Annotated in this window: 17 protein-coding genes; 13 read left to right on the plus strand and 4 right to left on the minus strand. The window is 44.5% G+C overall.

The window, feature by feature from the left end:
- Positions 1–325: 325 nt before the first annotated feature.
- The gene (locus GCA01S_RS07255) at positions 326–511 is read right to left on the minus strand and encodes a YhzD family protein (RefSeq protein ID WP_042408584.1); all 186 of its coding nucleotides are present in this window, start codon (positions 509–511) and stop codon (positions 326–328) included.
- Between the two features lie 142 nt (positions 512–653).
- On the opposite strand from GCA01S_RS07255, the gene GCA01S_RS07260 reads away from it, so the two are divergent.
- From GCA01S_RS07260 to GCA01S_RS07295, 7 genes are all read left to right on the plus strand, one after another.
- Positions 654–1,553 carry an ABC transporter ATP-binding protein gene (locus GCA01S_RS07260; RefSeq protein WP_042408587.1) on the plus strand — a complete coding sequence of 300 codons (900 nt, stop codon included), beginning with the start codon at positions 654–656 and terminating at the stop codon, positions 1,551–1,553.
- Complete coding sequence (locus tag GCA01S_RS07265; RefSeq protein WP_017436759.1) at positions 1,546–2,784, plus strand: ABC transporter permease; 1,239 nt, start codon at positions 1,546–1,548, stop codon at positions 2,782–2,784. Before GCA01S_RS07260 ends, GCA01S_RS07265 begins: the two co-directional genes overlap by 8 nt.
- A gap of 89 nt (positions 2,785–2,873) precedes the next feature.
- A complete protein-coding gene (gene yhaM, locus GCA01S_RS07270; protein ID WP_042408590.1) occupies positions 2,874–3,851 on the plus strand; it encodes a 3'-5' exoribonuclease YhaM in 978 nt (325 codons plus the stop codon).
- Positions 3,852–4,140: 289 nt separating this feature from the next.
- On the plus strand, positions 4,141–4,329 hold the full coding sequence (locus GCA01S_RS07275) for a sporulation YhaL family protein (protein WP_017436757.1): 189 nt from the start codon (positions 4,141–4,143) through the stop codon (positions 4,327–4,329).
- 112 nt (positions 4,330–4,441) lie between these two features.
- The gene (gene serC / locus GCA01S_RS07280; protein ID WP_042408592.1) at positions 4,442–5,524 is read left to right on the plus strand and encodes a 3-phosphoserine/phosphohydroxythreonine transaminase; all 1,083 of its coding nucleotides are present in this window, start codon (positions 4,442–4,444) and stop codon (positions 5,522–5,524) included.
- 116 nt (positions 5,525–5,640) lie between these two features.
- Positions 5,641–6,165, plus strand: coding sequence for a tryptophan transporter (locus tag GCA01S_RS07285; protein ID WP_042408595.1), 525 nt, complete (start codon positions 5,641–5,643; stop codon positions 6,163–6,165).
- Positions 6,166–6,567: 402 nt separating this feature from the next.
- The gene (locus tag GCA01S_RS07295) at positions 6,568–7,173 is read left to right on the plus strand and encodes an HTH-type transcriptional regulator Hpr (protein ID WP_017436753.1); all 606 of its coding nucleotides are present in this window, start codon (positions 6,568–6,570) and stop codon (positions 7,171–7,173) included.
- On the opposite strand, the gene GCA01S_RS07300 is transcribed toward GCA01S_RS07295, so the two are convergent.
- Positions 7,166–7,507, minus strand: coding sequence for a YhaI family protein (locus GCA01S_RS07300; RefSeq protein WP_017436752.1), 342 nt, complete (start codon positions 7,505–7,507; stop codon positions 7,166–7,168). The two genes, GCA01S_RS07295 and GCA01S_RS07300, sit on opposite strands and share 8 nt — an antisense overlap.
- 193 nt (positions 7,508–7,700) lie before the next feature.
- On the opposite strand from GCA01S_RS07300, the gene GCA01S_RS20880 reads away from it, so the two are divergent.
- Positions 7,701–7,880, plus strand: coding sequence for a hypothetical protein (locus GCA01S_RS20880; RefSeq protein WP_042408598.1), 180 nt, complete (start codon positions 7,701–7,703; stop codon positions 7,878–7,880).
- 53 nt (positions 7,881–7,933) lie between these two features.
- On the opposite strand, the gene GCA01S_RS20065 is transcribed toward GCA01S_RS20880, so the two are convergent.
- Positions 7,934–8,020: a YjcZ family sporulation protein gene (locus tag GCA01S_RS20065; protein WP_099458908.1), complete on the minus strand. Its 87-nt coding sequence runs from the start codon at positions 8,018–8,020 to the stop codon at positions 7,934–7,936.
- 185 nt (positions 8,021–8,205) lie between these two features.
- On the opposite strand from GCA01S_RS20065, the gene GCA01S_RS07310 reads away from it, so the two are divergent.
- Positions 8,206–9,036 carry a peptidylprolyl isomerase gene (locus GCA01S_RS07310; protein WP_042408599.1) on the plus strand — a complete coding sequence of 277 codons (831 nt, stop codon included), beginning with the start codon at positions 8,206–8,208 and terminating at the stop codon, positions 9,034–9,036.
- A gap of 47 nt (positions 9,037–9,083) precedes the next feature.
- On the opposite strand, the gene GCA01S_RS07315 is transcribed toward GCA01S_RS07310, so the two are convergent.
- The gene (locus GCA01S_RS07315) at positions 9,084–9,506 is read right to left on the minus strand and encodes an HIT family protein (RefSeq protein WP_042408600.1); all 423 of its coding nucleotides are present in this window, start codon (positions 9,504–9,506) and stop codon (positions 9,084–9,086) included.
- Positions 9,507–10,028: 522 nt separating this feature from the next.
- On the opposite strand from GCA01S_RS07315, the gene GCA01S_RS07320 reads away from it, so the two are divergent.
- The 4 genes from GCA01S_RS07320 to GCA01S_RS07335 all read left to right on the plus strand — a co-directional run bounded on the left by GCA01S_RS07320 (position 10,029) and on the right by GCA01S_RS07335 (position 14,109).
- Positions 10,029–10,766, plus strand: a complete 738-nt coding sequence (locus GCA01S_RS07320) for an ABC transporter ATP-binding protein (protein ID WP_042408603.1) — start codon at positions 10,029–10,031, stop codon at positions 10,764–10,766.
- Entirely contained in the window at positions 10,763–11,977 is a 1,215-nt protein-coding gene (locus tag GCA01S_RS07325; RefSeq protein ID WP_042408605.1) for an ABC transporter permease, read from the plus strand. Before GCA01S_RS07320 ends, GCA01S_RS07325 begins: the two co-directional genes overlap by 4 nt.
- Positions 11,974–12,477, plus strand: coding sequence for an antibiotic biosynthesis monooxygenase family protein (locus GCA01S_RS07330; protein ID WP_042408609.1), 504 nt, complete (start codon positions 11,974–11,976; stop codon positions 12,475–12,477). The genes GCA01S_RS07325 and GCA01S_RS07330 overlap by 4 nt, the downstream gene beginning before the upstream one ends.
- Positions 12,478–12,708: 231 nt before the next feature.
- Positions 12,709–14,109 carry a hypothetical protein gene (locus tag GCA01S_RS07335; RefSeq protein ID WP_042408612.1) on the plus strand — a complete coding sequence of 467 codons (1,401 nt, stop codon included), beginning with the start codon at positions 12,709–12,711 and terminating at the stop codon, positions 14,107–14,109.
- The last annotated feature ends 156 nt before the right edge of the window (positions 14,110–14,265 follow it).

Genomic DNA, 14,265 nt, shown 5'->3' on the forward strand with positions numbered 1-14,265 from the left:
ACAACTCTTCTTCTTTTTCCTTTTTATATGAGGAAGGGAAAGATGATTTTTTATCCTAAGCCAGGAGACGATGGAAAAGATGGAGAACATTCACCTCTTTACGTCCAATAACAGAAGATATTTACATGATTTTATACATTTTTATAGATGTTTAACAAGCTGCTTATAATTCAATACTTTGCAAGTCTTCGGTAGGTGCAAAGACTTTCCCACTCATCATGGTGAAGCTGTTCCGCCCGTTGCGTTTCATGCATATCTTTCACTGTTTTCCCCGCCCTTTTCTGTTCAAAACCCGATTGCCTTGGGCAACCGGGCTTTATTCATGTTAGCGGTGGAACAAAATCAGCTTTCCGCTTGATGTTACGCAACGGTGCGTTTTATCGTGGCAGTGATGTTCGCGCAATTTTTGTTCGCCGATTTTTTTCGCTTCTTCATCGTTCGCCGCTTCGAACGTTTCGTCCAACAGTTTTTCTCCGCTTTTGTCGAAAGCTGTCAACGTATATGTTGGCATGACAGTTCCCCCTCTGCTGAATGATGATTCATATTATTATTTTGTTATTTTTTGAAAAATTCCTTCTACATAGCGAAACTTTTCGCTATGATAAACGTGTAATAGAATGATGGAATTTTTATCTAAAACTGGGGGAGTGCGAATGGCATTGCAGTTAGAGCATGTGACAAAGCGATTTGGCGCGGTAACCGCGGTTAATGATGTCACATTAACGATTCCAGAAGGAAACTTATTTGGATTTCTTGGTGCGAACGGGGCGGGGAAGACGACAACGTTTCGCATGATTTTAGGCTTGTTGGAACCGACAGAAGGAACAATTACGTGGAATGGAGAAAAAATCGGCTACTCGAAAAGCCATCTCATCGGCTATTTGCCGGAAGAACGAGGGTTGTATCCGAAGCTGAAAGTAAAGGAGCAGCTTATTTACTTGGGCAGGCTGCGCGGCTTGGATAAGGCGGCGATTGTGAAAGAAATGGAGGCGTGGCTCGAGCGGTTTAACGTGCCGGAGTACGCGGAAAAGCGGGTTGAGGAGCTGTCGAAGGGCAATCAGCAAAAAATTCAATTTATCGCTGCCGTGTTGCATAAGCCGAAGCTATTAATCTTGGATGAGCCGTTCAGCGGACTTGATCCCGTTAATGTCGAGCTGTTAAAGGAAGCGGTCATCGATTTAAAAAACAATGGAACGACGATTGTCTTTTCGAGCCATCGCATGGAGCATGTCGAAGAATTGTGCGAACATCTTTGCATTATGCATCGCGGGCGGCCGGTCGTATACGGGCCGCTGAAAGAAGTAAAACGGTCCTTTGGCAAAAAGAACATTATTATTCATGCCGATATGCCGCTTGATGAGCTGGCGGAGTTTCCGGGAGTCGTCAAAATGAAGCGGACAGCGGAAGGCGTGCATTTACAAATCGAAAACGAAGACGTGTCGCAAAAAATTCTTTCCCATATTGCCAACAAAGGATTTATCCGCAAGTTTGCGCTGGAAGAGCCTTCGTTAAACGATATTTTCATTGAAAAAGTAGGTGCGGCGTATGAATAAGTTTTGGATTGTGCTTTGGCATACGTATACGACAAAGCTGAAAGCGAAATCGTTTATCATCACAACGATTATTACGAGTCTCTTTGTCTTCGCGATCGCGAATATCCAGCATATTATTGAATTTTTTACGAAGGATGAAAAAACAACGGTGGCGGTCATCGATACCACGGGAGCGTTTTACGAACCGCTTGCAGCACAGCTGAAACAAGGAAAACACGATGATCTCCAGTTAAAGAAGGTGACCGGTCCGGAAGAAAAGGCAAAGGCGGCCGTCCGCAACGGCAAGTGGGATGCGCTCCTTATTCTTTCGGCTGACGATAAACAGCTGCCGAAAGCGGCGTATTATGCAAACACGATTGCCGACAGCGATACGCCAAGCGAGCTTGAACAAGCGCTCCAGCAGCTGAAAACAGCGATTGCGACCAAAAAAATCGGTCTGAAGCAAGAGCAAATCGCGCAATTGTATGAGCCGGTGCCGTTTGAAAAAGTGGCATTGGAAAAAAACGCGAAAACGGAAGAAGAGCTGAATCAGGCGCGCGTTCTCGTTTACGTGCTGCTGTTTGCGATGTACATGTTTGTTCTTATGTACGGCGGCATGATTTCCACAGAGGTGGCGACGGAAAAATCGTCGCGCGTCATGGAAATTTTGGTGTCAAGCGTTCCTCCGCTCCAGCAGCTGTTCGGAAAAATCCTGGGGGTTGCGCTTCTTAGTTTAACACAGTTTGCGATTTTATTTGCAATTGGCTTCACAGCGCTGAAAAGCAGCGGGCAAGAATTGTGGAATTTCCTCGGCTTTGACCATCTTTCTGTCTCGACATTTGTGTATGCGATTATTTTCTTCCTTTTAGGCTATTTCTTATATGCGACATTATTTGCCGTGCTCGGTTCGCTCGTCAGCCGCGTCGAGGACGTCCAGCCAATGATTACTCCGGTCATGATTATTGTCGTTGCTGCGTTTATGATCGCGATGTTTGGCTTAAACGCGCCAGAGTCGTCCTTTATTACGGGGGCATCATTTATTCCGTTTTTCACGCCGATGATTATGTTTTTGCGGGTCGGGCTGCTTCCTGTTCCGTTTTGGGAAGTGGCGCTCAGCCTCGTTCTGCTCGTTGCGACGATCGGGCTGCTTGCCTTTTTCGGATCGAAAGTGTACCGCGGCGGGGTGCTCATGTACGGAAAAGCTGGTTCGCTGAAAGATGTGAAAAAAGCGGTGCAATTGACGAAAAAGTAAGGCCTTGCGGGAAGCAAGGTCTTCTTTCAGGCGTTTGCGCAATTGTGGTATACTAACTATACACGAACATGGAAACGGAGGAGGAAAGGTTGGCGAAAGGAATCGTTCATTATGAAGTCGGCGAGCAAGTCGATGTGTATTTGCTCATTAAATCGGTGACAAAAGGAATCGCCAGTAACGGGAAACCGTTTTTAACGCTGATTTTGCAAGACAAAACAGGAGATATTGAAGCAAAACTATGGGATGTATCGCCGGAAGCGGAAAGCGTCTACGTGCCGGAAAGCATTGTCAAAGTATTTGGCGACATTCATAATTACCGCGGCAAAATGCAGCTAAGAATTCGCTCAATTCGTCCTGCCCATGAAGGAGATGCCGTCCGCGTTTCCGATTTTCTCGAAACGGCACCAATGAAACGGGAAGACATGATGGAAAAAATTACAGAATACATATTTGCGATGCAAAATCCAAATATCCAGCGGATTACGCGCTATTTATTAAAAAAATATGAACAGAAATTTTTTGACTATCCCGCGGCGACGAAAAACCATCATGAATTTATTTCCGGCTTGGCATACCACGTTGTTTCGATGCTCGAATTGGCCAAAGCGCTTGCGAATTTATATCCGTCGCTGAATAAAGATTTGTTGTATGCCGGCGTGATTTTGCACGATCTCGGCAAAGTGATCGAGCTGTCCGGGCCGGTGTCGGCGTCGTATACACTGGAAGGCAATTTGCTTGGCCATATTTCGATTATGGTAAGCGAAATTAGCAAAGCGGCCGAGCATCTTGACATTCGCGGCGAAGAAGTTGTCGTGCTGCAGCATATGGTGCTTTCCCATCACGGAAAAGCGGAATGGGGCAGCCCGAAGCCGCCGATGGTAAAGGAAGCGGAAATTTTGCATTACATCGACAATTTGGATGCGAAAATGAACATGATTGACCGCGCTCTGGAAAAAGTGAAGCCTGGCGAGTTTACGGAACGCATTTTTGCACTTGATAACCGTTCGTTTTATAAACCGGTCTTTTCTTCTGTTTCAAACGAGGAAAAAAAGGGTAATCATAAGTAGTCCCGAACAAAGAAGGATTGCTTATGATGGAGCCGATTATCGCATTGGTGAAAGAGGCAGAATATGAAGGTAAAAAGAGGAATTGAAGCAGTTGCAGAAAGAACCGCAGGCAAAGAAAAATAGAGAAAAGCAAAAAGATAAATAGCCACTGCGTTGTCCCAAAGGGAAAGAGGCGGAAAACTCCGTCTCTTTCTTTATGCATATCCCGCCTTTTCCTTGCGTATAGTTTAGTAAGACAAGCAAAACACGGAACGATGGAACGCTTTAAAGCAGGCAAGGAGGGAGATATATGCTTAGCAGCTTGCCATGGTGGATTTATTTAGTTGTGGCCGGCATCATTTTTAGCGGCTATATGACGGTAAGAACGGCAGCGCAAGAGCGCGAAATCGATCAAGCGTTTATCGAAAAAGAAGGAGAAATTTATATGGAGCGCATCCGCAAGGAGCGGGAGCGGCGCCAGCAGGCGAAGTCCTTGTAATAATCAAGGACTTTTATTTTTTTTCAAAATTCCCTTTATTTTTTTCAATTTCGTGCTAGGATAATATAATAATAACTATTACACACTAAAGAGATAAAGCGGGGGATAAGACATGAAGCGAGCCTATAATTTCAACGCCGGACCTTCCGCACTGCCGCTTCCGGTGTTAGAGCGGGCGCAGTCCGAGCTTCTTAACTTCCAAAACACGGGAATGTCGGTGATGGAGCTGAGCCACCGCAGCAAAGAATATGATGCGGTGCACAATAGCGCGAAAGAGCGGCTGAAACGGCTGATGAACATTCCGGATACCCATGACGTCTTGTTTTTGCAAGGTGGAGCGAGCCTGCAGTTTTCGATGGTGCCGATGAATTTCCTGTCCAAAGGGAAAATCGGCAATTACGTATTGACCGGATCATGGTCGGAAAAGGCGCTCAAAGAAGCGAAAAAAGTCGGATCAACGCATATCGCCGCCTCGAGCAAAGAAGCGAATTACACGTATATTCCGAAGTTTGAAGACATTCAGCTTTCCGAAGATGCGGCGTATTTACATATTACCTCGAACAATACGATTTTCGGCACGCAGTGGCGTGAATTTCCAAATGTGCCGGTCGACCTTGTCGCCGATATGTCGAGTGATATTTTAAGCCGCGAGATCAACGTCGGACAGTTTGCTTTAATTTATGCCGGAGCGCAAAAAAATCTTGGTCCGTCCGGCGTAACGGTCGTCATTATCCGCAATGACTTATTAGAGCGCATTCCAGACAACTTGCCGACGATGCTTGATTACCGCACTTACAGCCAAAGCAATTCATTGTACAATACACCGCCGACGTTTGCGATTTACATGCTTTCGCTCGTGCTCGAATGGGTCGAAGCAGAGGGAGGCGTGAAAGCGATTGAAGCGCGCAATCAAGAAAAAGCGGCCATTGTATATGCGGCGATAGATGCCAGCAATGGCTTTTACGCGCCGCATGCCGAGAAGGAAAGCCGCTCGCTCATGAATGTGACGTTTACATTGCCGAATGAAGAATTGACGAAGAAGTTTTTGGAGGAAGCGAAAGAAAAAGGGTTTGTTGGACTGGCGGGACACCGCTCGGTCGGCGGCTGCCGCGCTTCGATTTACAACGCCGTTCCGTTGGAAGCGTGCGAGGCATTGGCAGCATTTATGGATGATTTCCGCCGCCGTTTTGCCTGAAAAATTCCACTTAACTTTTACACTGCAAAGTGATATAATAATAGAAAATTATCGCCATATGTGCAAAAGGCACGAGAAAGAGGAGCCTAGAAAAGAAGAGATGAGGAGAGATGAGCATGAATACAAGAATATTAGTTTCTTTGGCGCTGTTAGTGGGAATCGGGGCAGTATTGCATGCCGTCATTCCGGGAATTTTCTTTGGAATGAAGCCGGATATGATGTTAACGATGATGTTTTTGGCGATTTTATTGTTCCCGGATGTGAAAGCGGTGGGGCTTGTCGGAATCGTGACTGGAATTATTTCTGCGTTGACCACCAATTTTCCAGGGGGACAAATTCCAAATATCGTCGATAAGATTATTACCGCCTTTGTCGTGTTCGTCATTGCCTTAGCGGTGAAAAAATATAGTCAAACCGTTGTTTCCGCGGCGGTGCTGACGGCGATTGGAACGGTGGTTTCCGGCACTGTTTTTCTGACGGCCGCGCTGCTATTGGTCGGGTTGCCGGGTGGTGCCACGTTTTCCGCTTTATTCCTCGCCGTTGTTCTGCCGGCGGCCGTGATTAATACGATTGTGATGGTGATTATCTACCCAATTGCGTCGTCGATTCTCAAACGGATGAACATAACAGCGCACGTGTAAATGGTAAAAAACCCGATCATCATCTTGGTCGGGTTTTTTGCTATCACACCTTATACGTATCGGAGAAGCCAAGCGGTGATAAAGAAAAAAAACGCTATTCCAATATAAATGAAGGCGCGCTGTTTTAGGAGATTTTTCGGCGGGTACATTTTTGTTTTTGCTAATGAAAGAAGAGTATTTATGAAAAGGCAGAAAAATAGGAAGCTCATGATAAAAAAAAATGACTGCACATATATCATTGCATTCTCCTCCTATATTCACTATATGCTCACGCTTTTGTGATTATGAACATGCATAAATTATCATAAAAGTAAAAAAATAAACATTTTTATCTTTATTACTTTTTATTTTACTGATATAATAGAAAGTAAAAAATACGGTGAGGGAAGAGTGGGTGGAACGATGAAAGCGACAGAGCAACATTATTCCATAAAAGAGGCGATGCTATTTAGCCAACGGATTGCACAGTTAAGCAAGGCGCTTTGGAAATCGATCGAAAAGGACTGGCAGCAATGGATTAAACCGTTTGATTTAAACATTAATGAGCATCATATTTTATGGATCGCCTATCATTTTAAAGGGGCATCGATTTCAGAAATCGCTAAATTTGGCGTCATGCATGTTTCCACAGCGTTTAATTTTTCGAAAAAGTTAGAAGAGAGAGGCTTGCTTTCCTTTTCAAAAAAGCAGGACGACAAGCGCAATACGTATATTGAGCTGACGAAAAAAGGGGAAGAAGTGTTGCTAAAGTTAATGGAAACGTATGACCCGACGAAAAATGCCGTGTTTAATGGAGCCTTGCCGCTGCGCGAACTGTATGGAAAGTTTCCAGAAATTTTAGAAATGATGTGTATTATTCGCAACATTTACGGCGATGATTTTATGGAAATTTTTGAAAGAGCATTTGAAAATATTAAAAAAGACTTTATTGAGCAGGACGGAAAGCTGGTAAAACGAAATGCAAAAGCGGAAGAGAAAGAAAAAGAGCTGACAGGCCAATCTAACTAATTGTTTTCATTAATTTTTTAAATTCGGTCATTAGCGGAACGAACATTTGCTGCTCAAGAAGAGCGTCCACAGTCTGTTCAAGCGGAAGGCTTGGGTGGAGCATCCCTGCAAATTGAACAAGAAGCGGGGTGAACACCATCAGCCCTTCCGCTTTTTGTTTCTCATATTCCTTGCTTAACTGTTCGCAAAGAGCAAGCACCTCATCTACTTCTTCTTTTGTTAAATTGGCTTTAATAACAAGATAATAAAACGGTTTTTTTGTTTCATCGACCATTTCCATTAACAATGAGCGATGAAATTCCAGTTTGGCGATCCGTTCCTCCAGCGTTCCCATATATGTACCCCTTTTGTTTCACATAATGACAAGTTGTTACGTATATTTTACCGAATTTACGAAAATCAACCAATCAAAAAGTTTTTTTATGTCGGAAGGATTTTACCGTAAAAAAGCATATTGATTTATAGTATGAAACATTGTAAAGTAAAAGTCATGAATATGTTTGCTATGAATAAGGAGGGGAACTGGTTTGGCGCTTTACTTTATACCCCTTGCCGTGATTATTTTGTTTCTTATTAACCAACTAACATCCAGTCTTTGTACGCAAAGGCAGATCCCGGAGGAAAAACAGCCGAGTATCTTTCGAACGATTAATGTCCTTATTACTATTTTATTAATTTCTTCTTATTTTGAGGTGCTATTTACATAAAAAAAGCTGACAGCTTGCGCCGCTGCCAGCTTTTTTGTAGATGTTGCCCGGCATTAGAATAAACATGCGCATCCAACGATAATCAATAAAATAAACAATACAACAATTAACGCAAAGCCTCCTGCATAAGGTGCGCTCATAATAACACCTCCTTTCAAAAAGGAGCGGTTCCGCCTGGATGCTTCACCATCATCATATGACAGACAAACACACATGTATGGGCGGATGACTAAAAGGAAAAAGGTTTTTTTCTTTCCTGAAAATATGTTATAGTTATTGTTGTAATTTTTTTTGTAAAAAAAATGGTGTAGGGGTTGTGAAACAAATGAGAAAATGGATGGTTGCGGCAGCTGCCGCCTCCGTTTTTGCCCTATCGGCGTGCAATAACGGTGGCTCGGAAGTGATTGTAAAAACGAAGGATGGCAATATTACGAAAGAAGAATTTTACAATGAGATGAAGGCTCGCGTTGGCAAAGAAGTGATTCGCGATCTTATCGATGAAAAAGTGTTAAGCAAAAAATACAAAGTCACGGACAAAGAAATCGACAAACAAATCGAAAACTTAAAAGAAGCATACGGAACGCAATACGATTTAGCCGTCCAGCAAAATGGTGAAAAAGCGATTCGAGAGATGGTAAAACTGGATTTGCTGCGGCAAAAAGCGGCAATGGAAGATATTAAAGTGACGGAGAAAGAATTAAAGGAATATTATAATAGCTATAAACCGAAAATTCGCGCCAGCCATATTTTAGTGAAAGACGAAAAAACGGCAAAAGAAATTAAAGCAAAGCTCGATAAAGGGGAGGACTTTGCGAAGCTGGCGAAACAATATTCGCAAGATCCTGGTTCGGCCGCAAATGGCGGCGATTTAGGATGGTTTGGGCCAGGGAAAATGGTGAAAGAATTTGAAGATGCGGCTTATAAGCTAAAAGTAGGGCAAGTGAGCGATCCGGTGAAAACAGACTACGGCTATCACATTATTAAAGTAACCGCCAAAGAGAAGAAAAAGCCGTTTAACGAAATGAAAGATGACATTGAATTTGAAGTAAAGCAAAGAAAATTGGATCCGACGAAAGTACAATCAAAAGTAGAAAAGCTGGTAAAAGATGCAAAAGTGGAGATTGAAGATAAAGATTTGCAAGATGTGTTAAAATAACGGCCAAAAACAACGAAGGAAGCGGGAGGTAGACCGCTTCCTTTTGTTTAGGACAATCCTTTTTGAATGGTTGACGCAATCATTTGCAAATCGTCAAACGTATAGTCGCTGGCATGGGATTTCCATACAGCGCCAAAACCGTCGCCTTTGCCGTAGCGCGGGATGAGATGGACATGGTAGTGAAAGACTGTCTGCCCTGCTTGTTCCCCATTGTTGTTCAGCAAATTGAGGCCAATCGGGGCGAATTGTTTCTTAATCGCATTGGCGATTTTCGGAACGACGGTAAAAACGTGGCTTGCTACGTCTGGAGTGAGTTCAAAAATATTTTCTTTATGTACTTTTGGAATAACAAGCGTATGACCTTTTGTTACTTGGCTGATATCGAGAAACGCCAGCACATGTTCATCTTCATATACTTTTGCCGCAGGGATGTCACCGTTTACAATTTTGCAGAAAATGCAATCGCTCACTGGAAAAGCCACCTTTCCTGTTTTTTCTTCCATTTTACCATAAAAAAAGCGGGATGTAATCGCAAGATTACATCCCGACTGTGAAAAGGGGCGAGGATTTGCATTAATCAAAATGGCGTTTGATGAACACCCCATTTGCAAGAAATTGGTTAAAGGGTGAGCTTTCCTTTGTTCAAGATGACCATCCCCTTGTTGGTTGCATAGAGGTTCGTTGCTTCACAGCAATGGCAAGATGGTCCTGTCTTTCGCAAACACCCCATTTATTATTAAAGGAGTTTTGCGCAGCTTCACTTTTTACAACGGTGTTACTTGGACAAATGTGTCTTTCGCGAACACCTCATTTCAAAGTGGATGATTCACCAAATCCTTTTTGGTTTTTTCCTCATCCCCTCTTCGCTATCTATCGTGCCCAGGGCGGGACAATATATGCGAAAGAGAGGATAGATAATTTTTGGAAAAACACGAACCGCTTTGGTACAATGAAAGCGGAACGGACAATTCAGGATGGAAAGGAAGCGGACGATGGCGCTTTTAGAAGTGCAGCATTTATATGGAGGATATACAAAGCAAAACGTGCTCGAAGACGTGTCGTTTACCGTCGACCGCGGTGAGATCGTCGGCTTAATCGGCTTAAACGGCGCGGGGAAAAGCACGACGATTAAGCACATTATCGGACTGATGGAACCGCGAAAAGGGATGATTACGATTAACGGCCAAACGTTTTCCGAACATCCGGAAACATACCGCTCTCAATTTACCTATATTCCGGAAACACCGGTTTTATATGAGGAATTGACGCTTGAAGAACATTTGCGCCTGACCGCCATGGCTTACGGGCTCGACAAGGCGGAATATGAACGGCGTCTGCCTGCGCTGTTGAAAGAGTTTCGTATGGAAAAAAAGCTGAAATGGTTTCCCGCCCATTTTTCCAAAGGGATGAAACAAAAAGTGATGATCATGTGCGCGTTTTTGGTGGAGCCGCCCCTTTACATTATTGATGAGCCGTTTCTTGGCCTAGATCCGCTCGCCATTCATGCATTGCTCGAGCAAATGCAGCGAATGAAGGAGAAAGGAGCAGGCATTTTGATGTCAACACACATTTTAGCAACGGCGGAAAGATATTGCGACTCATTTGTCATTTTGCATAATGGAAAAATCAAAGCAAAAGGGACGCTCGAGGAAATGCGTGATCAATTTGGTTCGAAAGCGGGAACGTTGGATGAGTTATATATTGAATTAACAAAGGAAGAAAGCGTATGATGGACGGAAAGCAGTTGTGGAGAGACCGGCTTGGACAGGAAATGCGAAACATGCGGCGGTATTTGCGCTATATGCTGAATGACCATTTATTGTTCGTATTGTTGATCGCTCTAGGCGGAGGAGCGCTTGCCTACCATCGTTGGGTGCAAACACTGCCGCCGACATTTCCTTACGCCATGGTGGCGGCAGTCGTCTTTTCCTTTGCCTTGACTTTTGGTTCGATACGTACGTTATTTCGGGAAGCGGATATCGTGTTTTTGCTGCCGGCGGAAATAAAGCTTCGTCCCTATATACAGCGGGCTTTTGTCATGAATTTTGTTTTGCAGGGATATGGCCTGCTTTTGCTTTTATTGGTGGCAGCGCCGCTCCATCTTCGCTTTTCCCCCGTTTCTTTATGGCTGTTTTTTCTCGTATTGCTTATTTTAAAAGGATGGAATTTATGGATCAGCTGGAAAGGAAATTATTTTATTGAACCGTCCTTTCATTACCTCAGCATGACAGTCCGTTTTGGCATAAATGTCCTTTTTCTTTACTTTTTGCTTGTCAGCTCTCCTGTTTTGTTTTTGATCGCTCTAACGGTGCTCGCCATTAGCGTTACCGTTTATTTGCAACAGGCAACAAAGCGAAGAGGCTGGAAATGGGAGCGAATTATCGCGCAGGAAGCAAAAGCGGTGCGCACATTTTACCGTATCGCCAATTGGTTTACCGATGTTCCGCAATGGAAAGAAGAAGCGAAACGGCGGCGCTGGCTGGATTTTATCGTCAAGATGATTCCATATGGGCAACAAAATACGTTTCTTTATTTGTATGTGAGAACATGGATCCGTACCGGTGGATATTTGGGTCTGTATATCCGCTTAACCATCATTGGCTGCCTATTGCTTTACATTATTCCAAACGAATACGGAAAAATGGCGGCGGCGTTCTTTTTCCTTTACATAACTGGCTTTCAATTATTCGCCTTGCTTGATCATCATCGGGCCATCTTATGGATGCGGCTGTACCCGCTTGCGAAGTCGCTGCGAGTTCAAGCGGTGTGCCGACTTCTCTTTTTGCTATTGATGGTGCAAAACGGCGCATTCCATTTGTTTTTAACTTGGATGGCCATCCGCCCGCTTTGGATTGCATCATGGATAGCGGGAAATATGTTCAGTTATTGGCTCATATTTCATTATTTTGCGAAACGCCATCATCGGGAGGGAAAACGATGAACAAAATGTATATCACGACGGGAACGAAAGGCTATTTGCAACAGCTGAAAAATAGCCATCCAGGTGAAACGATGCTGCTGCTTGAGGGAGAAGAGGATGCGATGTTGCTTCATGAAACGGCGGGGGAAACCGTGTTTCAGGAACCGCGCGCGTATGAAGTGATCGATGCCGTGGGTCCGTTGGTTGGTGCGTTTGTTGTATGCAATAACATTCCGGTGACCGATGAAGGCCGCCCGCTTTTTGAGTACCGTTTTCAACAGCGGGCAAGGCTGATTGAACAAGAACCGGGCTTTGCCGCCATACGCGTGCTTCGACCGCTCTCCAATGATACGTATATTATCATGACGCTGTGGGATGGAAAAGAACATTTTGAACGTTGGCAGCACTCGCAAGCGTTTGCCAAGGCGCATCAGCAAGGAAAAGAAACCAAGCCGACGGGTTTGCGGCTATTTCCGCGCCCGTCTTATATAACGACATACGTAGTGGCAAAAGAAGGATAATAATGGATTGGTGCCCTCGTATTTTGCTTGGGGGCGCTTTTTTCTATTTGTTAATGCGTTCCGTTCAGCTGGTTGCTTCCATTCGTGCTAAATCTCTCTCCTTGTCTTTTTTTACGGCAGAATGCTTCGCATGTTTCACACCTTTCGTCCCTTTTCATATGCTGTAGTACACCAAGTTAGGTAAATGTCCCATTTACCAAGTTGGGGAATACAGCAGAAAGGGGAATGTCCATGGGTGTCGAGTTGACAGTGCTGCATTGGATTTACTTGGCGTTTATCGTGCTTATTATTGGGTTCATGATAGCCCGAAAAGATACATCGCTTGTCTGCATCATCGGAATCTTTTTATTGGCGGTGACAGCAACCCATTCGCTGAGCGCGGCGATCAGCGGAGTGTTTAACAGCTTTATTTACGCGATTACGGAGCTGCTGCCGACGATTTTAGTTATTTCGATCATTGTGGCTATGAGCAAAGTGCTGACGTCAACAGGAATCAATGATGTAATGATTTCGCCGTTTACCCGATTTATTCGCACCCCGGGGTGGGCGTATTGGACGATCGGAATATTGATGATGGTCATTTCCTGGTTTTTCTGGCCATCTCCCGCGGTGGCGCTGATGGGGGCGGTGCTGCTGCCTGTCGCCATTCGCGTCGGGTTGCCGGCATTAGGAGCAGCGATGGCCATGAATCTATTTGGCCATGGCATCGCTTTATCAGGGGACTTTGTCATTCAAGGAGCGCCAAAGCTGACCGCCGATGCGGCGGGTCTGCCGGTTGCTGATGTTATTTCTGCCAGTATCCCGCTCGTATTTGTCATGGGAGTTGCCACGACGATTACCGCCTTTATCTTGCTGCGCCGCGATATGAAAAAGGGACTTTTCGCCAATGAGGAACATGAAATTGCCGTTACGGCCGATTCTGCTTTAGAAAAAACAAGACAACTGTTATCCGGGCAAGTGAAAAAAATGTTGGCGATCATCATTCCAGTTTTATTTGTCCTTGATGTTGTCACGATGTTTTATCTGCACTTGCAAGGCGGAGAAGCGACCGCTCTCATTGGCGGGACAGCGATTTTTATTTTAATTCTCATTTCTATTTTCGCCCACCGCCAAGAAAGTTTTGAAGAGATTACCAATTACTTTATCGAAGGGTTCCAGTTTGGCTTTAAAGTATTCGGACCCGTGATTCCAATCGCCGCATTTTTTTATCTTGGTGACGCGGGATTTGTTAAAATTATTGGGGAATATTTGCCAAAGATGTCGCAAGGAATTGTCAATGATTTAGGCGTCGCGCTTGCCCATGTTGTGCCGCTGAACAATGAAATCGGCGCGGTGACATTAACGATTGTCGGTGCGATAACCGGTTTAGATGGTTCAGGGTTTTCCGGCATTTCCTTGGCAGGATCTGTCGCTCATTTATTTGCGACCGCCATTGGCGGCGGCGCCGCAACATTAACCGCGCTTGGCCAAATTGCTGCGATTTGGGTTGGCGGCGGCACTTTAGTTCCTTGGGCGCTGATTCCGGCTGCTGCCATTTGCGGCGTCGATCCATTTGAGCTGGCGCAGCGCAATTTGATACCGGTCGCCGTCGGACTTGTTGTTACGACGATCGTGGCGATGTTTCTTATTTGACACAAACGCAAAAGCTGTCCCCGTAGGAGGGGGGCAGCTTTTTTGTTATAATTAATAAAGAGAAAATTTGATAATACGTGGAGGAGCGCATAGCCAAAAGCTTGGAGCAGGCAATATATTTCGGTAAAAGAACAGTGTAGATAAATGGTCAATTTT

It is taken from the genome of Parageobacillus caldoxylosilyticus NBRC 107762 (assembly GCF_000632715.1).
Lineage (GTDB): Bacteria > Bacillota > Bacilli > Bacillales > Anoxybacillaceae > Saccharococcus > Saccharococcus caldoxylosilyticus.

What these genes read in the sequence shown, in the direction of transcription:
- GCA01S_RS07295 (WP_017436753.1), top strand. Translation starts at nt 6,568, where the DNA reads ATGAAAGCGACAGAGCAACATTATTCCATAAAAGAGGCGATGCTATTT.
- GCA01S_RS07330 (WP_042408609.1), top strand. Translation starts at nt 11,974, where the DNA reads ATGAACAAAATGTATATCACGACGGGAACGAAAGGCTATTTGCAACAG.
- GCA01S_RS07255 (WP_042408584.1), bottom strand. Translation starts at nt 511, where the DNA reads ATGCCAACATATACGTTGACAGCTTTCGACAAAAGCGGAGAAAAACTG.
- GCA01S_RS20065 (WP_099458908.1), bottom strand. Translation starts at nt 8,020, where the DNA reads ATGAGCGCACCTTATGCAGGAGGCTTTGCGTTAATTGTTGTATTGTTT.
- GCA01S_RS07275 (WP_017436757.1), top strand. Translation starts at nt 4,141, where the DNA reads ATGCTTAGCAGCTTGCCATGGTGGATTTATTTAGTTGTGGCCGGCATC.
- GCA01S_RS07335 (WP_042408612.1), top strand. Translation starts at nt 12,709, where the DNA reads ATGGGTGTCGAGTTGACAGTGCTGCATTGGATTTACTTGGCGTTTATC.
- GCA01S_RS07285 (WP_042408595.1), top strand. Translation starts at nt 5,641, where the DNA reads ATGAATACAAGAATATTAGTTTCTTTGGCGCTGTTAGTGGGAATCGGG.
- GCA01S_RS07310 (WP_042408599.1), top strand. Translation starts at nt 8,206, where the DNA reads ATGAGAAAATGGATGGTTGCGGCAGCTGCCGCCTCCGTTTTTGCCCTA.
- serC (WP_042408592.1), top strand. Translation starts at nt 4,442, where the DNA reads ATGAAGCGAGCCTATAATTTCAACGCCGGACCTTCCGCACTGCCGCTT.
- GCA01S_RS07325 (WP_042408605.1), top strand. Translation starts at nt 10,763, where the DNA reads ATGATGGACGGAAAGCAGTTGTGGAGAGACCGGCTTGGACAGGAAATG.
- GCA01S_RS07260 (WP_042408587.1), top strand. Translation starts at nt 654, where the DNA reads ATGGCATTGCAGTTAGAGCATGTGACAAAGCGATTTGGCGCGGTAACC.
- GCA01S_RS07265 (WP_017436759.1), top strand. Translation starts at nt 1,546, where the DNA reads ATGAATAAGTTTTGGATTGTGCTTTGGCATACGTATACGACAAAGCTG.
- GCA01S_RS07300 (WP_017436752.1), bottom strand. Translation starts at nt 7,507, where the DNA reads ATGGGAACGCTGGAGGAACGGATCGCCAAACTGGAATTTCATCGCTCA.
- GCA01S_RS07320 (WP_042408603.1), top strand. Translation starts at nt 10,029, where the DNA reads ATGGCGCTTTTAGAAGTGCAGCATTTATATGGAGGATATACAAAGCAA.